General features: G+C 64.0%; 14 protein-coding genes. 3 read left to right on the top strand and 11 right to left on the bottom strand.

From position 1 onward, the window contains the following. Positions 1 to 181: 181 nt before the first annotated feature. The 4 genes from cyoE to AC1VXC_RS19805 form a co-directional block, all read right to left on the bottom strand. A complete protein-coding gene (cyoE, locus tag AC1VXC_RS19820) occupies positions 182 to 1,075 on the bottom strand; it encodes a heme o synthase (protein WP_313171082.1) in 894 nt (297 codons plus the stop codon). 3 nt (positions 1,076 to 1,078) lie between these two features. After that, the gene (locus AC1VXC_RS19815; protein WP_481529252.1) at positions 1,079 to 2,242 is read right to left on the bottom strand and encodes a COX15/CtaA family protein; all 1,164 of its coding nucleotides are present in this window, start codon (positions 2,240 to 2,242) and stop codon (positions 1,079 to 1,081) included. A gap of 10 nt (positions 2,243 to 2,252) precedes the next feature. Continuing rightward, positions 2,253 to 2,828: a hypothetical protein gene (locus AC1VXC_RS19810; protein ID WP_313495698.1), complete on the bottom strand. Its 576-nt coding sequence runs from the start codon at positions 2,826 to 2,828 to the stop codon at positions 2,253 to 2,255. A 281-nt stretch (positions 2,829 to 3,109) separates the two neighbouring features. Next, the gene (locus AC1VXC_RS19805; RefSeq protein WP_481539401.1) at positions 3,110 to 3,844 is read right to left on the bottom strand and encodes an SURF1 family protein; all 735 of its coding nucleotides are present in this window, start codon (positions 3,842 to 3,844) and stop codon (positions 3,110 to 3,112) included. A 57-nt stretch (positions 3,845 to 3,901) separates the two neighbouring features. Here AC1VXC_RS19805 and AC1VXC_RS19800 point away from each other — a divergent pair, with 57 nt between their 5' ends. Further along, positions 3,902 to 4,120, top strand: coding sequence for a twin transmembrane helix small protein (locus AC1VXC_RS19800; RefSeq protein WP_282268147.1), 219 nt, complete (start codon positions 3,902 to 3,904; stop codon positions 4,118 to 4,120). A gap of 45 nt (positions 4,121 to 4,165) precedes the next feature. Here AC1VXC_RS19800 and AC1VXC_RS19795 read toward each other — a convergent pair whose 3' ends face one another. From AC1VXC_RS19795 to AC1VXC_RS19770, 6 genes are all read right to left on the bottom strand, one after another. Then, the gene (locus AC1VXC_RS19795) at positions 4,166 to 5,041 is read right to left on the bottom strand and encodes a cytochrome c oxidase subunit 3 (RefSeq protein WP_313171089.1); all 876 of its coding nucleotides are present in this window, start codon (positions 5,039 to 5,041) and stop codon (positions 4,166 to 4,168) included. Between the two features lie 22 nt (positions 5,042 to 5,063). Continuing rightward, positions 5,064 to 5,654: a cytochrome c oxidase assembly protein gene (locus AC1VXC_RS19790; protein WP_313171091.1), complete on the bottom strand. Its 591-nt coding sequence runs from the start codon at positions 5,652 to 5,654 to the stop codon at positions 5,064 to 5,066. After that, the gene (locus AC1VXC_RS19785; protein ID WP_313171092.1) at positions 5,651 to 5,788 is read right to left on the bottom strand and encodes a hypothetical protein; all 138 of its coding nucleotides are present in this window, start codon (positions 5,786 to 5,788) and stop codon (positions 5,651 to 5,653) included. Before AC1VXC_RS19785 ends, AC1VXC_RS19790 begins: the two co-directional genes overlap by 4 nt. Before the next feature lie 11 nt (positions 5,789 to 5,799). Further along, positions 5,800 to 7,410, bottom strand: coding sequence for a cytochrome c oxidase subunit I (ctaD, locus tag AC1VXC_RS19780; protein ID WP_313171094.1), 1,611 nt, complete (start codon positions 7,408 to 7,410; stop codon positions 5,800 to 5,802). Positions 7,411 to 7,472: 62 nt separating this feature from the next. Continuing rightward, positions 7,473 to 8,414, bottom strand: coding sequence for a cytochrome c oxidase subunit II (coxB, locus tag AC1VXC_RS19775; protein ID WP_481539402.1), 942 nt, complete (start codon positions 8,412 to 8,414; stop codon positions 7,473 to 7,475). A 17-nt stretch (positions 8,415 to 8,431) separates the two neighbouring features. Next, complete coding sequence (locus AC1VXC_RS19770; protein WP_313171350.1) at positions 8,432 to 8,905, bottom strand: DUF2244 domain-containing protein; 474 nt, start codon at positions 8,903 to 8,905, stop codon at positions 8,432 to 8,434. Between the two features lie 292 nt (positions 8,906 to 9,197). Here AC1VXC_RS19770 and putA point away from each other — a divergent pair, with 292 nt between their 5' ends. Next, positions 9,198 to 12,416 carry a bifunctional proline dehydrogenase/L-glutamate gamma-semialdehyde dehydrogenase PutA gene (putA, locus tag AC1VXC_RS19765; protein WP_481539403.1) on the top strand — a complete coding sequence of 1,073 codons (3,219 nt, stop codon included), beginning with the start codon at positions 9,198 to 9,200 and terminating at the stop codon, positions 12,414 to 12,416. Between the two features lie 345 nt (positions 12,417 to 12,761). On the opposite strand, the gene AC1VXC_RS19760 is transcribed toward putA, so the two are convergent. Continuing rightward, entirely contained in the window at positions 12,762 to 14,210 is a 1,449-nt protein-coding gene (locus AC1VXC_RS19760; RefSeq protein ID WP_481539404.1) for an outer membrane protein transport protein, read from the bottom strand. Positions 14,211 to 14,412: 202 nt separating this feature from the next. Between AC1VXC_RS19760 and AC1VXC_RS19755 the strand changes: the two genes are divergently transcribed. Next, positions 14,413 to 15,105, top strand: coding sequence for a rhomboid family intramembrane serine protease (locus AC1VXC_RS19755; RefSeq protein WP_313171101.1), 693 nt, complete (start codon positions 14,413 to 14,415; stop codon positions 15,103 to 15,105). Positions 15,106 to 15,299: the final 194 nt, after the last annotated feature.

Below are 15,299 nucleotides of genomic sequence, written 5' to 3'. Positions count from 1 at the left end.
TCTCTCTCCGTCGTCGGCAGCGTCAGATGTGTATAAGAGACAGTTGCTCGGCACCTGATGAAGTAAAGCAGAGCTAACCCCTCCCCAGCCCTCCCCTTGCCTGCGGCAAAGGGAGGGAGCACAGCTGCATGGCGGCATACAAATGAAAAGGCCGGCTAATGCCGGCCTTTTCATTGCTTGATCACAACCAGGGCAATAGCCAATGGTCGACCAGCAGGAAGGCGAACAGCGCCATCAGGTAGACGATGGAATAGCCGAACATCTTCATGTTGAACATCTCGTCCGGCGGGTTCTGCATTTTCCAGGCGTACCAGAGGAAGACGATGTTCAACACCGTCGCCCCGCCCAGGTAGAACATGCCGCTCATGCCAATGGCCGCCGGCAGCAGCGTCACCACCGCCAGCACCACCGAGTACGCCAGGATCTGCTTGCGGGTATGCGGCACGCCGTGGGTGACCGGCAGCATCGGGATCTCGGCCTTGGCATAGTCGGCGCGGCGGAAGATCGCCAGCGCCCAGAAATGCGGCGGGGTCCAGATGAAGATGATCAGCACCAGCAGCGAGGCGTAGGCCCAATCCGAGCTGCCCTGCATGCCGGTGATCGCCGCCCAGCCCAGCAGCGGCGGCGTCGCCCCAGCCAGGCCGCCGATGACGATGTTCTGCGAGGTCGCGCGCTTCAGGTAGACGGTATAGATCACCGCATAGCCGATCAGCGAAGCAAACGTCAGCACCGCGGTGATGACGTTCACCCACAGCACCAGGATGGTCATCGACAGCGCGGTCAACGCGCCGGCAAACACCAGCACCTGCCGCGGCGAGACCTTGCCGACCACCAGGGGCCGCCACGAGGTACGCGCCATCTGCGCGTCGATGCGGGCATCCAGCAATTGGTTGATCGCCGCAGCGGCCGAGGCCGACAGCCAGATGCCAAGGAAACCGAGCAGGCCGGTCACCACCTGCGCGATGGTCGGCAGGCCCGGAATTGCCAGGCACATGCCGACCAGGGCGGTGAACACAATCAGTGCCACCACCTTCGGCTTGGTCAGGTCCCAGTAGTCACGCCATGTTGTACGCATCATTCACTCCGGGGCGCGCAGCCGCGCCAGCAGCGTGACCAATACAAACAACAAGGCAACCGCACCGCCACTGTGCATCACCGCCACGGCCAGCGGCAGCGCCAGCTTGACGTTGAGAACACCCAGCGTGACCTGCAGCAGCAACAGCACGATGACCGCACTTGCCCAACCGCGCATGCCCGGCAAACGGAACATGCGCACCGACAACACCAACAGGTACAGCGCCACCAACACCGCGAACATCCGGTGCGCCATCTGGATGGCGATACGCGAGGCCCCGTCCAGCACGCCGCCTTCGTAATCCACGCCGATACCGCGCCACAGGGTGAAGCCTTCCGTGTAGTTCTGCTGCGGCCACCACTGGCTGACGCAGCGCGGGAAGTTGTCCAGCGAGGCACTGCCACCGCCGCAGGCCAGCGCCGCGTAGTTGGCGCTGACCCAGCCACCGAGCGCGATCTGCAGTACGACCAGGGCAACCGCACCGCGCAGCCACCAGCGCAGGCGCGGTGCCTCGGCCAGGGTGATCGGCAGATGCGTTGCCTTCCACGCCATCCACACCAGCATGCCGAACATCAGCATGCCGCCAAGCAGATGACCCATCACCACGATGGGCTTGAGCAGCCAGGTGACCGTCCACATGCCGAGCAGGGCCTGGAACACGACCACCGCCAAGGTCAGCACGGCAGCGCGCGCCAGATCGATGTTGGACCAGCGCAGCGCCGCCAGCAGCAGGATCGCTTCACCGCCAATCGCCAGCACGCTGGAGGCCACATGCTCGCCGCGCATATACAAAGGTATCGCCAGCGCGACCAGCGCCGAGGCGGTGACGATCTGGGCGATGCCGTGCTTGCGCCGACGTGCCGCCAGCAAGGCCAGGGTCAGCACTTCAACGCCGAGCAGACCGGCCAGGAAACGGTGCACCTGCTCACGCCAGGCCTTGTGGGTTTCCAGCGGGCGGATCTCGCTGGCCACGTGCTGGGCGGCTTCCATCTGGGTCTGCGGCCAGGTCACGCGGCCATAGCAGGTAGGCCAATCCGGGCAGCTCAGGCCGGCGTCGGACAGGCGCACGAAGGAGCCGAACATGATGGTGCTCGCCGTCATGATCAGTGCGAACCACGCCAGTCGGTGGAAATTGCGGTACAGCGCCGGACGCGCGGAGGCATTCATCGAACGGAACTCACATCAGTTTCAACAGCTTGGATAGATCAGCCCGCAATCCACCCGGTTCAAAACCCGGCGCATAGCGGAATACCACAAAGCCATTGGGATCAATCACATACACCGGGATACCGGCCGGGTCATCCACCCCCGGCAGCTTGCCCCGGAACGCAGGCTGGGGCTGCAGCACCTTCAGTGCCGGCATGGCGGCCACCTGCTCAGGCGGCGTGCCCAGCCACAATATCTCGACATTATCCGCGTTATGGCCGAACAACTGCCACACCTTGTCCAATTGCTGCGACAAAGTGACGCAGGCCGGCGCACAGTCAGCCGGCGGCGCCAGCAGGATGCGCCAGTGGCGCTCGCCCGGATTCCAGTCGTAGGCCTGGCCGTTGGCCAGGTGCAGCTGTTCGCTGCGCAGGTCCAGCGCCGGCTGCAGCAGCTCGCCGTGGTGGCGGTTGATCTGCGGCGTCCAACCGGAGAAGCGCAAGATGCCGGCCAACGCCATCGAGCCGAAGAACATGGCGAAGATCAACAGCAATACCCGGCGGCCGCGGTTGCGGGTGGCGAGCTGGTCGGGGGTGAGTGCGTTCATGGTCAAGGCCGGGAATGGGGGGAGCGGGATTGGGGGATTCGCAAAAGCAGTAGCGGAGGCAAGAGCAAAGGCTGAAAGCACCCCGCCCCGGCCCTCCCCTTCACCTTCGGTGAAAGGGAGGGGGAAATTCAGCGGCAACGGCAGGAGCAAGGCTCAAAGCGACGGCGCAGCGCTCTGCCCCCTCCCTTGCGCGTCGCGCAGGGGAGGGTTGGGGAGGGGTGCTTTGGCTTTGGCTTTGGCTTTGGCTTTGGCTTTGGCTTTGGCTTCCAAACAGCTCCAACCTATCCCCCATTTCCAGCTCCCGCCTTCCTGCGCTTCTTGAACTGCAATACCAGCGCAATCAACAACACCGCCAAGGCCATCGCGAACCATTGCACCGCATAGCCAAGGTGCCGCGAAGGCGGCAAGGTATTGGGAAGCAGGTCCAGATCGCGCGCATAGCCCAGCGCTAAAGCTGGGTCCAATCGCAGCACCTTGGGCGCCAGCGCGTCAGCACCCAAGCCCAGCTGCGTGGCAATAGCGGGCAGATCCATCCGCGTCGCCAACCAGGTCTGCGGTTGTTTGCCGGCAGTCAATGCAGGGCCCAAGGCGATGCCAGTGGCAGGCGCAGGCGCCCACAACCCTTGCAGCGCCTGCGTGCCCTGCTCTGCGCTGATCATGGGCATGCTGCGGTCCGCAGGCAGCGGCAGCCAGCCCAGATCGATCAGCACGACGGCTCCGTCGGCAGCGCGCGCAGGCTGGTAGACCTTGATGCCAGCGCGACCTTCCCGCAGTTGGTTGTCCAGCAGCACGCTGCCGGGCAGGAACTGCAGCTGGTCACGCACCCAATGCAGGGAATCCGGAGCGGCGGCGGCCTGGGGCAGGCTGAGCGCGGCGTCGCGGCTGGGCGGCAATTGCGCAAGCAGGGCTTCTTTTTCGTGCATGCGCTGCAGTTGCCAGCCGCCCAAGGCGCAGAACACGACCGCCACCAGCACCGCCACCAGCCAACCCAAGATCGCTGTGTGCTGTCGCGTCATGACAAGCTGCCGCCAAGCGGGTGATATAGCACTGCCCTTCCACCCTTCGAGCCACGCATGAATGATTCGTTGAAGACCTTGCTGGTAATCGCGTTCTTGATCGTCATCGTCTGGAATCTTGGAGCCGGCCTCTATTACCTGATGATCGATCGCGGCCAGACCAAACGGACGGTCAATGCGTTGACGCGGCGTATCGCGCTGTCAGTGGTGCTGATCCTGCTGGTTGCCCTGAGCATCTACATGGGCTGGATCAAGCCGCATGGTGTTGGCGGTTGAACATCGCAGCAGCCGCACTGCATGCAGCGCGGCTGCTGACACCTGTTACAGCACGTAGACAAACAGGAATAGCATCAGCCACACCACGTCGACAAAGTGCCAGTACCAGGCGGCTGCTTCGAAACCGAAATGGTTGTCACGGGTGAAGTGACCCTTGGCGGCGCGGAACCACATCACCGTCAGCATGATCGTGCCCAGCAGCACGTGCGCGCCGTGGAAGCCGGTCAGCATGAAGAAGGTGGAACCGTAGATGCCCGAGCCCAGGGTCAGGTTCAACTCCTTGTAGGCGTGGATGTATTCCTCGGCCTGGAAGAACAGGAACACGCAGCCCAGTACCACCGTCGCACCCAGCCAGATCAGCAACTGCTTGCGGTTGCCCGCCTTCAGTGCGTGGTGGGCGATGGTCAGGGTCACGCCCGAGGTCAGCAGGATCAGCGTATTGAGCAGCGGCAGGCCCCAAGCCGGAATGGTCTGGAAGGCACCACCGATGTCGGCCGGGCCGTTGGTCGGCCACGCTGCCGAATAGCCATCCCACAGGTATTCATTGGTGAGCACGCCATGGCCTTCACCGCCGAGCCACGGTAGGCCCATGTTGCGGGTGTAGAACAGCGCGCCGAAGAAAGCGGCGAAGAACATCACCTCGGAGAAGATGAACCAGATCATCCCCATCCGGAACGAGCCGTCGACCTGGCGGTTGTAATTGCCGCCCACCGATTCGCGGATGACATCGCCGAACCACAGGAACAGGGTGAACACCAGCATCGCCACGCCGGTGAAGAAGGTCCAGCGGCCCCAGCTGGCGTCGTTGAGCCAACTGGCCACCCCGACCATCATCACCAGCATCGCGATCGATCCTACAAACGGCCATTTGCTGCTGCTTGGCACGAAGTAGACGTTGGGATCAGGCGTGTTATGGGCCATGGCGTTGCTTCCGGGTCCGTGATCAGGGAGCTGCGTGTGCGGCGGCCGCGGCGTTTGCCGGGGCCAGGCGTTCGGTCAGCGCATCATTCTTGTAGAAGGTGTAGGACAGGGTGATCGTGTTGACGTCGGCCGGCAGGTCCGGGTCAACGATGAAACGTACCGGCATGTCGCGCTTCTCACCGGCCTGCAGGGTCTGCGCGGTGAAGCAGAAACATTCGGTCTTGTTGAAGTAGCCCGAGGCGCGTGCAGGCGCCACCGACGGCACCGCACTGCCAACCAGCGCGCGGTCGCTGTCGTTGCGGGCGAAGTACAGGGCTTCGTTCAACTCGCCCGGCACCACGTCCATCGTCAGCTTCTCCGGATGGAAGGCCCACGGCAGCTTGGAATTGACGCCACCATCAAACTCCACCCGCACGGTGCGCTTGCCACTCGCCGCGTGCGCGTTGGTTTCATGCGTGGTCGCGCCACGCTCCAGGCGTACGCCGAACACTTTTTCGCAGGCGATGCGGTACAGCGGCACCAACGAGAAGGTCAGCACGAATACCGCGAAGGCCACGCCGATCAGCCGGCCAAGGCCGGCGTTCGGCTTGGGTGCGGGCGTCGGCGTGGTCAACTCGCCAGCACCCCGGACAGGATGAAGCCGACATAGACCGCTACCGCGATCAGGCCAACGATCAGCGCGGTGCGCCGCGAACGGCGCCTGCGCAAGGCCAATTCTTCAGCCTGGAAATGTTCATTGCTGCTCATTGCCAGCCTCCTCAGTGCGTCACGTCATCATGTGCCAGGTCACCCGGCTTGATCACCGGCGGCACGGTGAAGGTATGCGCCGGCGCGGGCGACGGAATGGTCCATTCCAGGCCCTTGGCGCTTTCCCAGGCACGTGCTTCGGCGCGCTTGCCGTTGCGCAGCGAGGCCAGCAGGATCGCCGCCATCATGAACGGCGTCGCGAACATGCCGAACGCACCGATCGAGCTGATCAGGTTCCAATCGGCGAACACCGGGTTGTAGTCCGGGATACGCCGCGGCATGCCGGCCAGGCCAAGGAAGTGCTGCGGGAAGAACAGCAGGTTGACGAACACCATCGTCCACCAGAAATGGAACTTGCCCCAGAACTCGTTGTACATGCGGCCGGTCCACTTTGGCCACCAGTAGTACACCGCGGCAATCAGTGCCAATACCGCGCCGGTCACCAGCACGTAATGGAAGTGCGCCACCACGAAATAGGTGTCGTGGTACTGGTAGTCGGCCGGCACGATCGCCAGCATCAGGCCGGAGAAACCACCGATGGTGAACAGGATCACGAACGAGATGGAGAACAGCATCGGCGTTTCAAACGTCAGCGAGCCCTCCCACATCGTGCTGACCCAGTTGAACACCTTCACCCCGGTCGGGATCGAGATCAGCATCGTGGCGAACATGAAATAGATCTCGCCACCCAGCGGCATGCCCACCGTGAACATGTGGTGGGCCCACACGATGAACGACAGGAAGGCGATGGCGGCGGTGGCGTAGACCATGGCCTGGTAGCCGAACAATGGCTTGCGGCTGAAGGTCGGCAGGATCTCGCTGACCACGCCGAACGCCGGCAGGATCATGATGTAGACCTCGGGATGACCGAAGAACCAGAAGATGTGCTGGTACATCACCGGGTCACCGCCACCGGCGGCGTTGAAGAAGCTGGTGCCGAAGAACTTGTCGGTCAGCAGCATGGTCACCGCGCCAGCCAACACCGGCATCACCGCGATCAGCAGGAAGGCGGTGATCAGCCAGGTCCAGCAGAAGATCGGCATCTTCAACAGGTCGATGCCCGGCGCGCGCATGTTGAGCACGGTGGCGATGATGTTGATCGCGCCCATGATCGAGCTGACACCGGCCACGTGGATGGCGAACACGCTGAAGGCGACGTTGTAGCCACCCTGCAGCGACAGCGGCGGATACAGCGTCCAGCCACCGGCCGGCGCACCGCCGGGCAGGAACAGGGTCACCAGCAGCATGCCGAAGGCCACTGGCAGCAGCCAGAACGACCAGTTGTTCATGCGCGGCAGCGCCATGTCCGGCGCGCCGATCTGCAGCGGGATCATCCAGTTGGCGAGGCCGACGAAGGCCGGCATCACGCCACCGAAGATCATCACCAGTGCATGCACGGTGGTCATCTGGTTGAAGAACTCCGGCTTGACGAACTGCAGGCCGGGTTGCGCCAGCTCCAGCCGGATCACCACGCTCATCGCCGCGCCGACGATGAACATCGTGAAGCTGAAAAGCAGGTACAGCGTGCCGATGTCCTTGTGATTGGTGGAGAAGAACCAGCGCTCGAAGAAGCCCTGTTGGTGCCCGTGGTGATCGGAGTGGTCCACTGCGGTATTCGCCATTTCAACTACACCTCTTTATCCGTTTTCAGGCATCGCGCCGGCAGCACCAGCACGCAGTGGTATCAGGCACCGGCCGCCGCAGCTGCGGCGGGTGTAGCGTCGGGTTGGGTTGCAGCCGGCGTAGCCGCAGGTGCCAGCTCGGCAGCAGGTGCGGGCGCAGCCTCGGTAGGCGCGGCAGGCGCAGGCTTGCGCGAGGCCAGCCAGGACTTGAACTCGTCCTTGGACACGGCCTTGACCACGATCGGCATGAAGCCATGGTCCTTGCCGCACAGCTCCGCGCATTGGCCGCGGTAGACGCCTTCGGTTTCGATGTTGGTCCAGCGCTCGTTGATGAAGCCCGGCACCGCATCCTGCTTCCAGCCCAGAGCGGGCACCCACCAGGCGTGGATGACGTCATCGGAAGTGATGACGAAACGGACCTTGGTATCCACCGGCAGCACCAGCGGGTTGTCCACGTCCAACAGGTAATGCGGATCGCTGGCCATGGTCGGCACGCTGCCGCTCTGCCGCACTTCGTCGGACTTGCGGTCCAGGCGGCTGGTGAAGGCGACGTCTTCACCCAGGTATTCGTACTTCCACATCCACTGATAGCCGGTGATCTTCACCGTCATCTCGGAATCGCGGGTGTCGTACATGGCGATCAGCTTGGCCGTGGCCGGCCAGGCCATCACTACCAGGATGATGATCGGGATGACGGTCCAGATGATTTCCGCCTTGGTGTTGTGGCTGAACTGCTTGGCCACCGCCCCCTTGGACCTGCGGAACTTGAAGATGGCATAAGCCATGGCGCCGAACACCAGCACACCGATGACGGTACATACCCACAAGGCCACCATATGTGCGTCCCACGCCATACGCGAGGTATGGGTGACGCCCTTGCCCATATTGAGCTGCCATTCCTTGGGATCGGCCGATTGCGCCCATGCTGCCTGCGCCGACAGCATCATCGCTGCCGCTGCCAAACCGTGTTTCAACTTCGCGCCCCACACGCTGCTTTGCTTCATTGCCTAGACCCTTGACGTCATCGGTTGCTGCCATTGCTGGCCGCGAGCAAGCCTTCAAGTGTCACCGCAAGTTCCCGACGTTCCACGGGCGCGAGGAAACTCCCCACTTCCACCCACTTGCCGCTGGAAACCAGCAGGACCCGTTCCTTCCCGGCCACCACCCGCACCCAATAAGGGTGCGCATGGAACACCGGCGAAACTCCGGTTGCGGGAATTACTTCCACGCAGTCCGGTCCTACCCGGATCTCTTCCTGGCGATTGCTGCTGCGCCAACATGCGCGCAGGGCAGCAGCCACTAGCAAGCCATGCAACAACGCGAAGACGGGTGCCAAGACGTTTCCGGACAACCAACCCAAGCCTGCCGAGAACGCCATCAACCCAGCCAACGCCGCAAACAACTGGACGAACTGCCGAGCACTGAGTGCCCGTGGGGGGTGCAGTAACAACTGCGTCCCTGAGCCATCGGAACCTTGCCGAAGCACCTGGATCATCGCAGCCGCGTCCATACCGCGGAAATCGAGTTCGATGGTAGCCCTGCCCACGCTCGCCCGGCAAGCTTCCATTCATCATCGTCATCAATGCTGCAGTGCACATCAAAACTGTGCCGATATCGTCCAAGCACGTCGATTTAGATGACGGAATCGGCACAATCAAAATCACCTCGCTGAATATTGCAAAAGCGCCCACAGGCCAGTGCTTTCACCCTGCAAACGGACGCCCGCAGGGGACTAGGAAATCCGCCGCCGAAGATTAAAATGGCCGAATCCAACTGTGGCCGAGCGCATGAACGCAACACCTTCTCCTGATGTCGCCTCCCCTACGTCAGCGGCCCCGCCGCTGCTGACGCCCGAGCTGCCGCCGGCGCCATCCGCGCTGCGCCAGGCCATCACCGATGCATGGCTGAAGGACGAAGCCAGCCACGTGCGCGAGCTGCTGGAACAGGCCCGCCTGCCCGCTGCCGAACAGGCACAGGTACAGGCCACCGCCGCCGACCTGGTGCGCCGCGTGCGCGCACGCGCCAAGAACCAGGGCGCGATCGAAGCCTTCATGCGCCAGTACGACCTGGGCAGCGAGGAAGGCGTGCTGCTGATGTGCGTGGCCGAAGCCCTGCTGCGCATTCCGGACCAGGAAACCGCCGACAAGCTGATCCGCGACAAGCTGGGCGAAGCCGACTGGAAGCGCCACATGGGCCAGTCCGACTCGGTGCTGGTCAATGCCTCCACCTGGGGCCTGATGCTGACCGGCCACCTGGTTGACCTGGCCGATGCCACCAAGCGCGACGTGCACGGCGCCTTCAAGCGCCTGATCGGCCGCGTTGGCGAGCCGGTGATCCGCCTGGCAGTGCGCCAGGCGATGAAGATCATGGGCCACCAGTTCGTCATGGGCCGCACCATCGACGAAGCGCTGGCACGCTCGCACAAGGGCGACAACAGCAACTACCGCTACTCCTTCGACATGCTCGGCGAAGGCGCGCTGACCATGAAGGACGCGCTGCGCTACCTGGAAGACTACCGCCGCGCCATCCATGCGATCGGCAGCGACAACATCGCCCGCGGCGGCAAGGCCGATGGCGACGTCACCACCTCGCACGGCATCTCGATCAAGCTGTCGGCACTGTACCCGCGCTACGAACATGCCAAGCGCGAGCGCGTGCTCAAGGACCTGGTGCCGGGCGTGCTGGAACTGGCACAGTTGGCCAAGTCCTATGGCATTGGCTGCACCGTCGACGCAGAGGAAAGCGACCGTCTGGAACTGTCGCTGGACATCATCGAGCGCGTGGTCAGCGATGCCTCGTTGAAGGGCTGGGAAGGCTTCGGCATCGTCGTGCAGTCCTACCAGAAGCGCACGCCGTACACGATCGACTACCTCGCCGACCTGGCCCGCCGTATCGGCCACAAGCTGCAGGTGCGCCTGGTCAAGGGCGCGTACTGGGATGCGGAAATCAAGCGCGCGCAGATCGAAGGCCTGCCCGGCTACCCGGTGTTCACACGCAAGCAGAACACCGACGTGTCCTACATCGCCTGCGCCAAGCGCCTGTTCGGCCATGCCGATGCGATCTACCCGATGTTCGCCACCCACAACGCGGCCACCATCGCCACGATCAAGCAGATTGCCAAGGGCGGCGTGTACGAGCACCAGAAGCTGCACGGCATGGGTGATGACCTGTATGCCGAGGTGATTCCGGCTGACCGTCTGAACGTGCCCTGCCGCGTGTACGCGCCGGTCGGCTCGCATGAAGACCTGCTGCCCTACCTGGTGCGTCGCCTGCTGGAAAACGGCGCCAACTCCAGCTTCGTCAACCGCATCACCGATGAAGACGTGTCCATCGACGACCTGATCCGCGATCCGGTCGAAGCCGTGTCTTCGTTCGCCTCCATCCCGCATCCCAAGATCCCGCTGCCGGTTGATTTGCTGCGCAGCCAGAACCACGACAGGACCAACTCCATGGGCATCAACCTCGCCAACGACAACGAACTGCGCGCCCTGGCTGAGCAGCTCAACGCCGCCATCAAGCCTTGGCAGGCGACGCCGCTGGTGCAGGGCGTGGCCCCGGGCACGCCGTCGCAGCCGGTGGTCAACCCGGCCGACAACCGCCAGGTCGTCGGTCACTGGCAGGCTGCCGATGCCGCCACCGTGCAGAAGGCGCTGGCCAATGCCGTCGCCGCACAGCCAGCCTGGAACCGCACCCCGGCCGCCAGCCGCGCCGCCATCCTCGAGCACGCCGCCGATCAGCTGGAAGCCCGCATCGCCGAGTTCATGGCGCTGTGCGTGAAGGAAGCCGGCAAGAGCTTGCCCGACGGCGTCGCCGAAGTGCGCGAAGCGGTCGACTTCCTGCGTTACTACGCCAAGCAGGCGCGCGAGCAGTTCGGCACCGCCGAGAAGCTGCCGAGCCCGACCGGCGAAAGCAACGAGCTGCAGCTGCACGGCCGCGGCGTGTTCGTCTGCATCAGCCCGTGGAACTTCCCGCTGGCGATCTTCCTCGGCCAGGTGGCCGCTGCCCTGGCCGCTGGCAACAGCGTCATCGCCAAGCCGGCCGAGCAGACCAACCTGATCGGCTACTACGCAGTGAAGCTGCTGCTGGATGCCGGCGTGCCGGAAGGCGTGCTGCAGTTCCTGCCGGGTGACGGCGCCACCGTCGGTGCCGCACTGACCGCCGACCCGCGCGTGGCCGGCGTGGCCTTCACCGGCTCCACCGAGACCGCCCGCGCCATCAACCGCGCAATGGCTGCACGCGATGCCGCCATCGGCGTGCTGATCGCCGAGACCGGCGGCCAGAACGCCTTCATCGCCGACTCCTCGGCGCTGCCGGAACAGCTGGTCAAGGATGCGATCGGCTCAGCCTTCACCTCCGCCGGCCAGCGTTGCTCGGCAGCGCGCGTGCTGTTCGTGCAGGACGACATCGCCGACAAGGTGATGGGCATGCTGTCCGGCGCGATGGCCGAACTGAAGGTCGCCGATCCGGGCGAACTGTCCACCGACGTCGGCCCGGTCATCGACGCCGACGCACTGCAGATCCTCAAGGATCACGCCGTGCGCATGGATGCCGAAGCGCGCCTGATCGCCGCCGCACCGCTGTCCGAAGCTGCCGCACACGGCACCTTCTTCGCCCCGCGTGCGTATGAGCTGAAAGACCTGAACCAGCTGCACAAGGAAATCTTCGGGCCGGTGCTGCACGTGATCCGCTGGAAGGCCGATCAGCTGGATGCGGTGATCGACCAGATCAACGCCACCGGCTACGGCCTGACCCTGGGCGTGCATTCGCGCATCGACGAAACCGTTGATCGCATTGCAGCGCGCGTCAACGTCGGCAACGTCTACGTCAACCGCAACCAGATCGGCGCGGTGGTCGGCGTGCAGCCGTTCGGTGGCCAGGGCCTGTCCGGCACCGGCCCCAAGGCCGGCGGCCCGCACTACCTGCTGCGTTTTGCCACCGAGAAGACGGTGACGGTGAACACCACCGCCGCCGGCGGCAACGCCTCGCTGCTGACCCTGGGCGATTGATTCCAGCAGTGGCGTGATTGAGAAAAACCCCGCGCAAGCGGGGTTTTTCTTTGCCTCGCGAAAAGCTACCCCTCCCCAGCCCTCCCCTTCGCTGCGCGAAAGGGAGGGAGCGTAGTGCCGAGCCATGCTCGGCAGAGGCTTTCCCGGCAATGCATCCATCTTGTAGGAGCGGCATAAGCCGCGAAGCAGATGATCCAACTGATTGCAGCGGCATCGGCGATTCCATTGATGCCAGCTTCGCGGCTGACGCCGCTCTTCCAAATGCATGGCGGCCTTGCCGTGCAACACACAAACAAAAAGCCCCGCTTGCGCGGGGCTTTTTGCATGCATCAATTACAGGTTCGCTTAGAACTTGTAGTTGATCGAGGCAGCCAGGATGTCGCCGCCCACGTCGTACTTGCCCTTGACCACGTTGCCAGTGGCCGAGGTGACATTGATGCTCGGCTCATCGGTGAACAGGTGGGTGTAACCGAAGTTGAACTCGGTCTTCTCCGACGGGGTCCAGCCGAGGCCAACCGACAGCCACTTGCGGGTCACGTCCGGCACGCGCACGTCGCGGTGCTCGATGCTGGTCGGCGACTCGTCATAGGCCACACCGCCACGCAGGGTGATGGTGTCGGACAGCTTGTACTCGGTACCGATCGAGCCAAAGGTGGTGTCGTTGTAATGGAAGCCCAGGGTGTTGTCCGGCTGGTTCGAGGCGAAGTCGACGGTGACTTCGTCGAAGGCGGTCTTCCACGCGGTGCGCGAGACGTCACCCATCACCGTCCAGCGGTCGTTGATGCGGTGGGTCACGCTCATCGAGAACGAGGCCGGCAGGGTCACCGTGACCTTGCCCGAGGTGTCCACGAACAGGCCGCTACCCGGCTGGCCGAGGGCAACCGAGACATTCTGCGGAACGGTGAAGTTGGCCTTGCCACCGGTGATCTTGTGCTCGACCTTGGAGCGGTAGCTGAAGGCGATGTTGGTGTTCTCGGTCGGGCTCAAGGTGGTGCCGAGCACGTAACCGACGGCATTGTTGTCGCCTTCGATGGTGACGAAACCATCGGCGCTGCCCGGGAAGAAGCCACCCGCAGCAGCGGCCTGGCCAGCTGCAGCAGCAGCGGCGGCAATCTGCGCCGGGGTGCGGCCGGCGGCAGCAGCAGCTCCGGCAGCACGCTGCTGGGCGGCGCCGTTGACCACGGCGCCCATGTCCAGGGCGTTGGACAGTTCGATGGTCAGGTGCTCAACGAACACCGACGCACCGAACGACACATACGGGTTGACGTCGTAAGAGAACGCCGCGCCCAGGTCGATGGCCTTCAGGTCGGTGGTCACGCCGCTGTAGCGACCCACCCAGTTCTTGTCGTAATCGGTCTTGAAGCCGAACGGTGCAGTCAGCGACAGGCCGAAATGCATGTTGTCGTTCTCACCGAACGGCAGGTGGAAATACGCGGCCGGGACCGGCGCGATCATGCCGGCGTCGCCGCCGTTGCCACCGGTGATCTCGGTGCCGGTACCCGGGCCACCCGGGCCGGAGTTACGGCCGGAAGCCTTGGTGAAATCCGCGGAGAAGCTGATCGCGCTCAGGTCGGCCTGGAACTGGCGGCCATCGAGCAGGCGCATCGACGCCGGGTTGGTGGCGACAACCGAAGCGTCGTCCCATGCGCTGGTGGAACCAGCAAAAGCACGGCCGAGACCCTTGGCACTGTTTTCCTTCAGCTGGAAGGCAGCAGCATTGGCGTGGCCGAAGGCCAGCGCGCCGGCGATACCGACAGCAAGGGCAGTTACGCGGGCAATAGCAGAAGCGGTCATAGTGGAAGCTCTCTCCGTAAACGGTAATGGTCGTTTTTGCGCCTGCACTCCCAAGCAGCCAGGCCGCTTGACAGTGCGCCGGAGTCCCCTCCCGACATACGACGCCGTATGCAGTATCACCCACGCTGGTTAACTAAACAATAACGACGAAAGACATATTCCCAGCCCGTCCCGGGCGGGACCGGGTTAGGCTTCCGGACTCATGTTCGTCTCCATTCCTTCCAGAAATAAGTCAGGCCTGCGCTGGGCAGTGCCCCTGCTTTGCCTGACCCTGCTGGCCGCCTTCCTCTGGTCGATCTCACGGCCAGATGAGGCGCGGCGCACGCTATGGCTGGACTGGGGCGCCTTGGCCACCGGCCTGGGCAGCAGTCGTGACTGGTGGGCGGCACTGAGCGATGGCAGCGTATTAAGGCTGTTCACCGCCTTGTTCCTGCACGCGGACTGGTCACACCTGCTGGGCAACCTGGTGTTCCTGCTGATCTTCGGCCTGCCAGCGGAGCGGGTACTGGGGCCGTGGCGCTTGCTGCTGCTGTTCCTGTTCGGTGGCGCAATCGCCAACCTGGCCGCGCTGTATGTGATCGGCTCGCCCGAGCGCACCATTATCGGCGCCAGTGGCGCGGTCTCGGCCTTGATGGGCACGTACCTGACGCTGTTCCCGCGCGCCAAGCTGGGCGTGGTGCTGCCGCTGGGCCTGTTTCTGGAATTCGTGCGCGCCCCCGCCTTCCTGCTGATCGGCGTGTGGGCGGCCCTGCAGGTGGTGTTCGCCTATATCGGCCCCAGCTTCGGCATGGTGGCCTGGTCGGCGCATGTGGCCGGCTTTCTGTTTGGCGTGGCGTACGGGCTGTATGTGCGTGCCGCGATCGCCCGGCGTCTGCGCAAGCGTAAGGGCTTCTAGCCCTGCTTTTTTTTGTGGGAGCGGCGTGAGCCGCGAAGCCGGTGCCCCATCAGGTCACCGGCTTGCCTGCAGTTCATTGATATCGGCTTGGGCGGGGTGGCCCCGCCCCCCCAACAACCCCCAAAAAACCCCGCAAACCCAAGAACCACCGGAGAGAGGCGGCGAAAGGGCGGGGGGTGCCGACGCACGGCTGT

The sequence above is a fragment of the Stenotrophomonas sp. STEN033 genome, assembly GCF_056856655.1.
This window is presented reverse-complemented; position numbering and strand designations above follow the sequence as displayed.

Excerpts from the sequence above, each read along its gene's own strand:
- cyoE (WP_313171082.1), bottom strand. The coding sequence starts at position 1,075 with ATGCGTACAACATGGCGTGACTACTGGGACCTGACCAAGCCGAAGGTG.
- AC1VXC_RS19815 (WP_481529252.1), bottom strand. The coding sequence starts at position 2,242 with ATGAATGCCTCCGCGCGTCCGGCGCTGTACCGCAATTTCCACCGACTG.
- AC1VXC_RS19810 (WP_313495698.1), bottom strand. The coding sequence starts at position 2,828 with ATGAACGCACTCACCCCCGACCAGCTCGCCACCCGCAACCGCGGCCGC.
- AC1VXC_RS19805 (WP_481539401.1), bottom strand. The coding sequence starts at position 3,844 with ATGACGCGACAGCACACAGCGATCTTGGGTTGGCTGGTGGCGGTGCTG.
- AC1VXC_RS19800 (WP_282268147.1), top strand. The coding sequence starts at position 3,902 with ATGAATGATTCGTTGAAGACCTTGCTGGTAATCGCGTTCTTGATCGTC.
- AC1VXC_RS19795 (WP_313171089.1), bottom strand. The coding sequence starts at position 5,041 with ATGGCCCATAACACGCCTGATCCCAACGTCTACTTCGTGCCAAGCAGC.
- AC1VXC_RS19785 (WP_313171092.1), bottom strand. The coding sequence starts at position 5,788 with ATGAGCAGCAATGAACATTTCCAGGCTGAAGAATTGGCCTTGCGCAGG.
- ctaD (WP_313171094.1), bottom strand. The coding sequence starts at position 7,410 with ATGGCGAATACCGCAGTGGACCACTCCGATCACCACGGGCACCAACAG.
- coxB (WP_481539402.1), bottom strand. The coding sequence starts at position 8,414 with ATGAAGCAAAGCAGCGTGTGGGGCGCGAAGTTGAAACACGGTTTGGCA.
- AC1VXC_RS19770 (WP_313171350.1), bottom strand. The coding sequence starts at position 8,905 with ATGATCCAGGTGCTTCGGCAAGGTTCCGATGGCTCAGGGACGCAGTTG.
- putA (WP_481539403.1), top strand. The coding sequence starts at position 9,198 with ATGAACGCAACACCTTCTCCTGATGTCGCCTCCCCTACGTCAGCGGCC.
- AC1VXC_RS19760 (WP_481539404.1), bottom strand. The coding sequence starts at position 14,210 with ATGACCGCTTCTGCTATTGCCCGCGTAACTGCCCTTGCTGTCGGTATC.
- AC1VXC_RS19755 (WP_313171101.1), top strand. The coding sequence starts at position 14,413 with ATGTTCGTCTCCATTCCTTCCAGAAATAAGTCAGGCCTGCGCTGGGCA.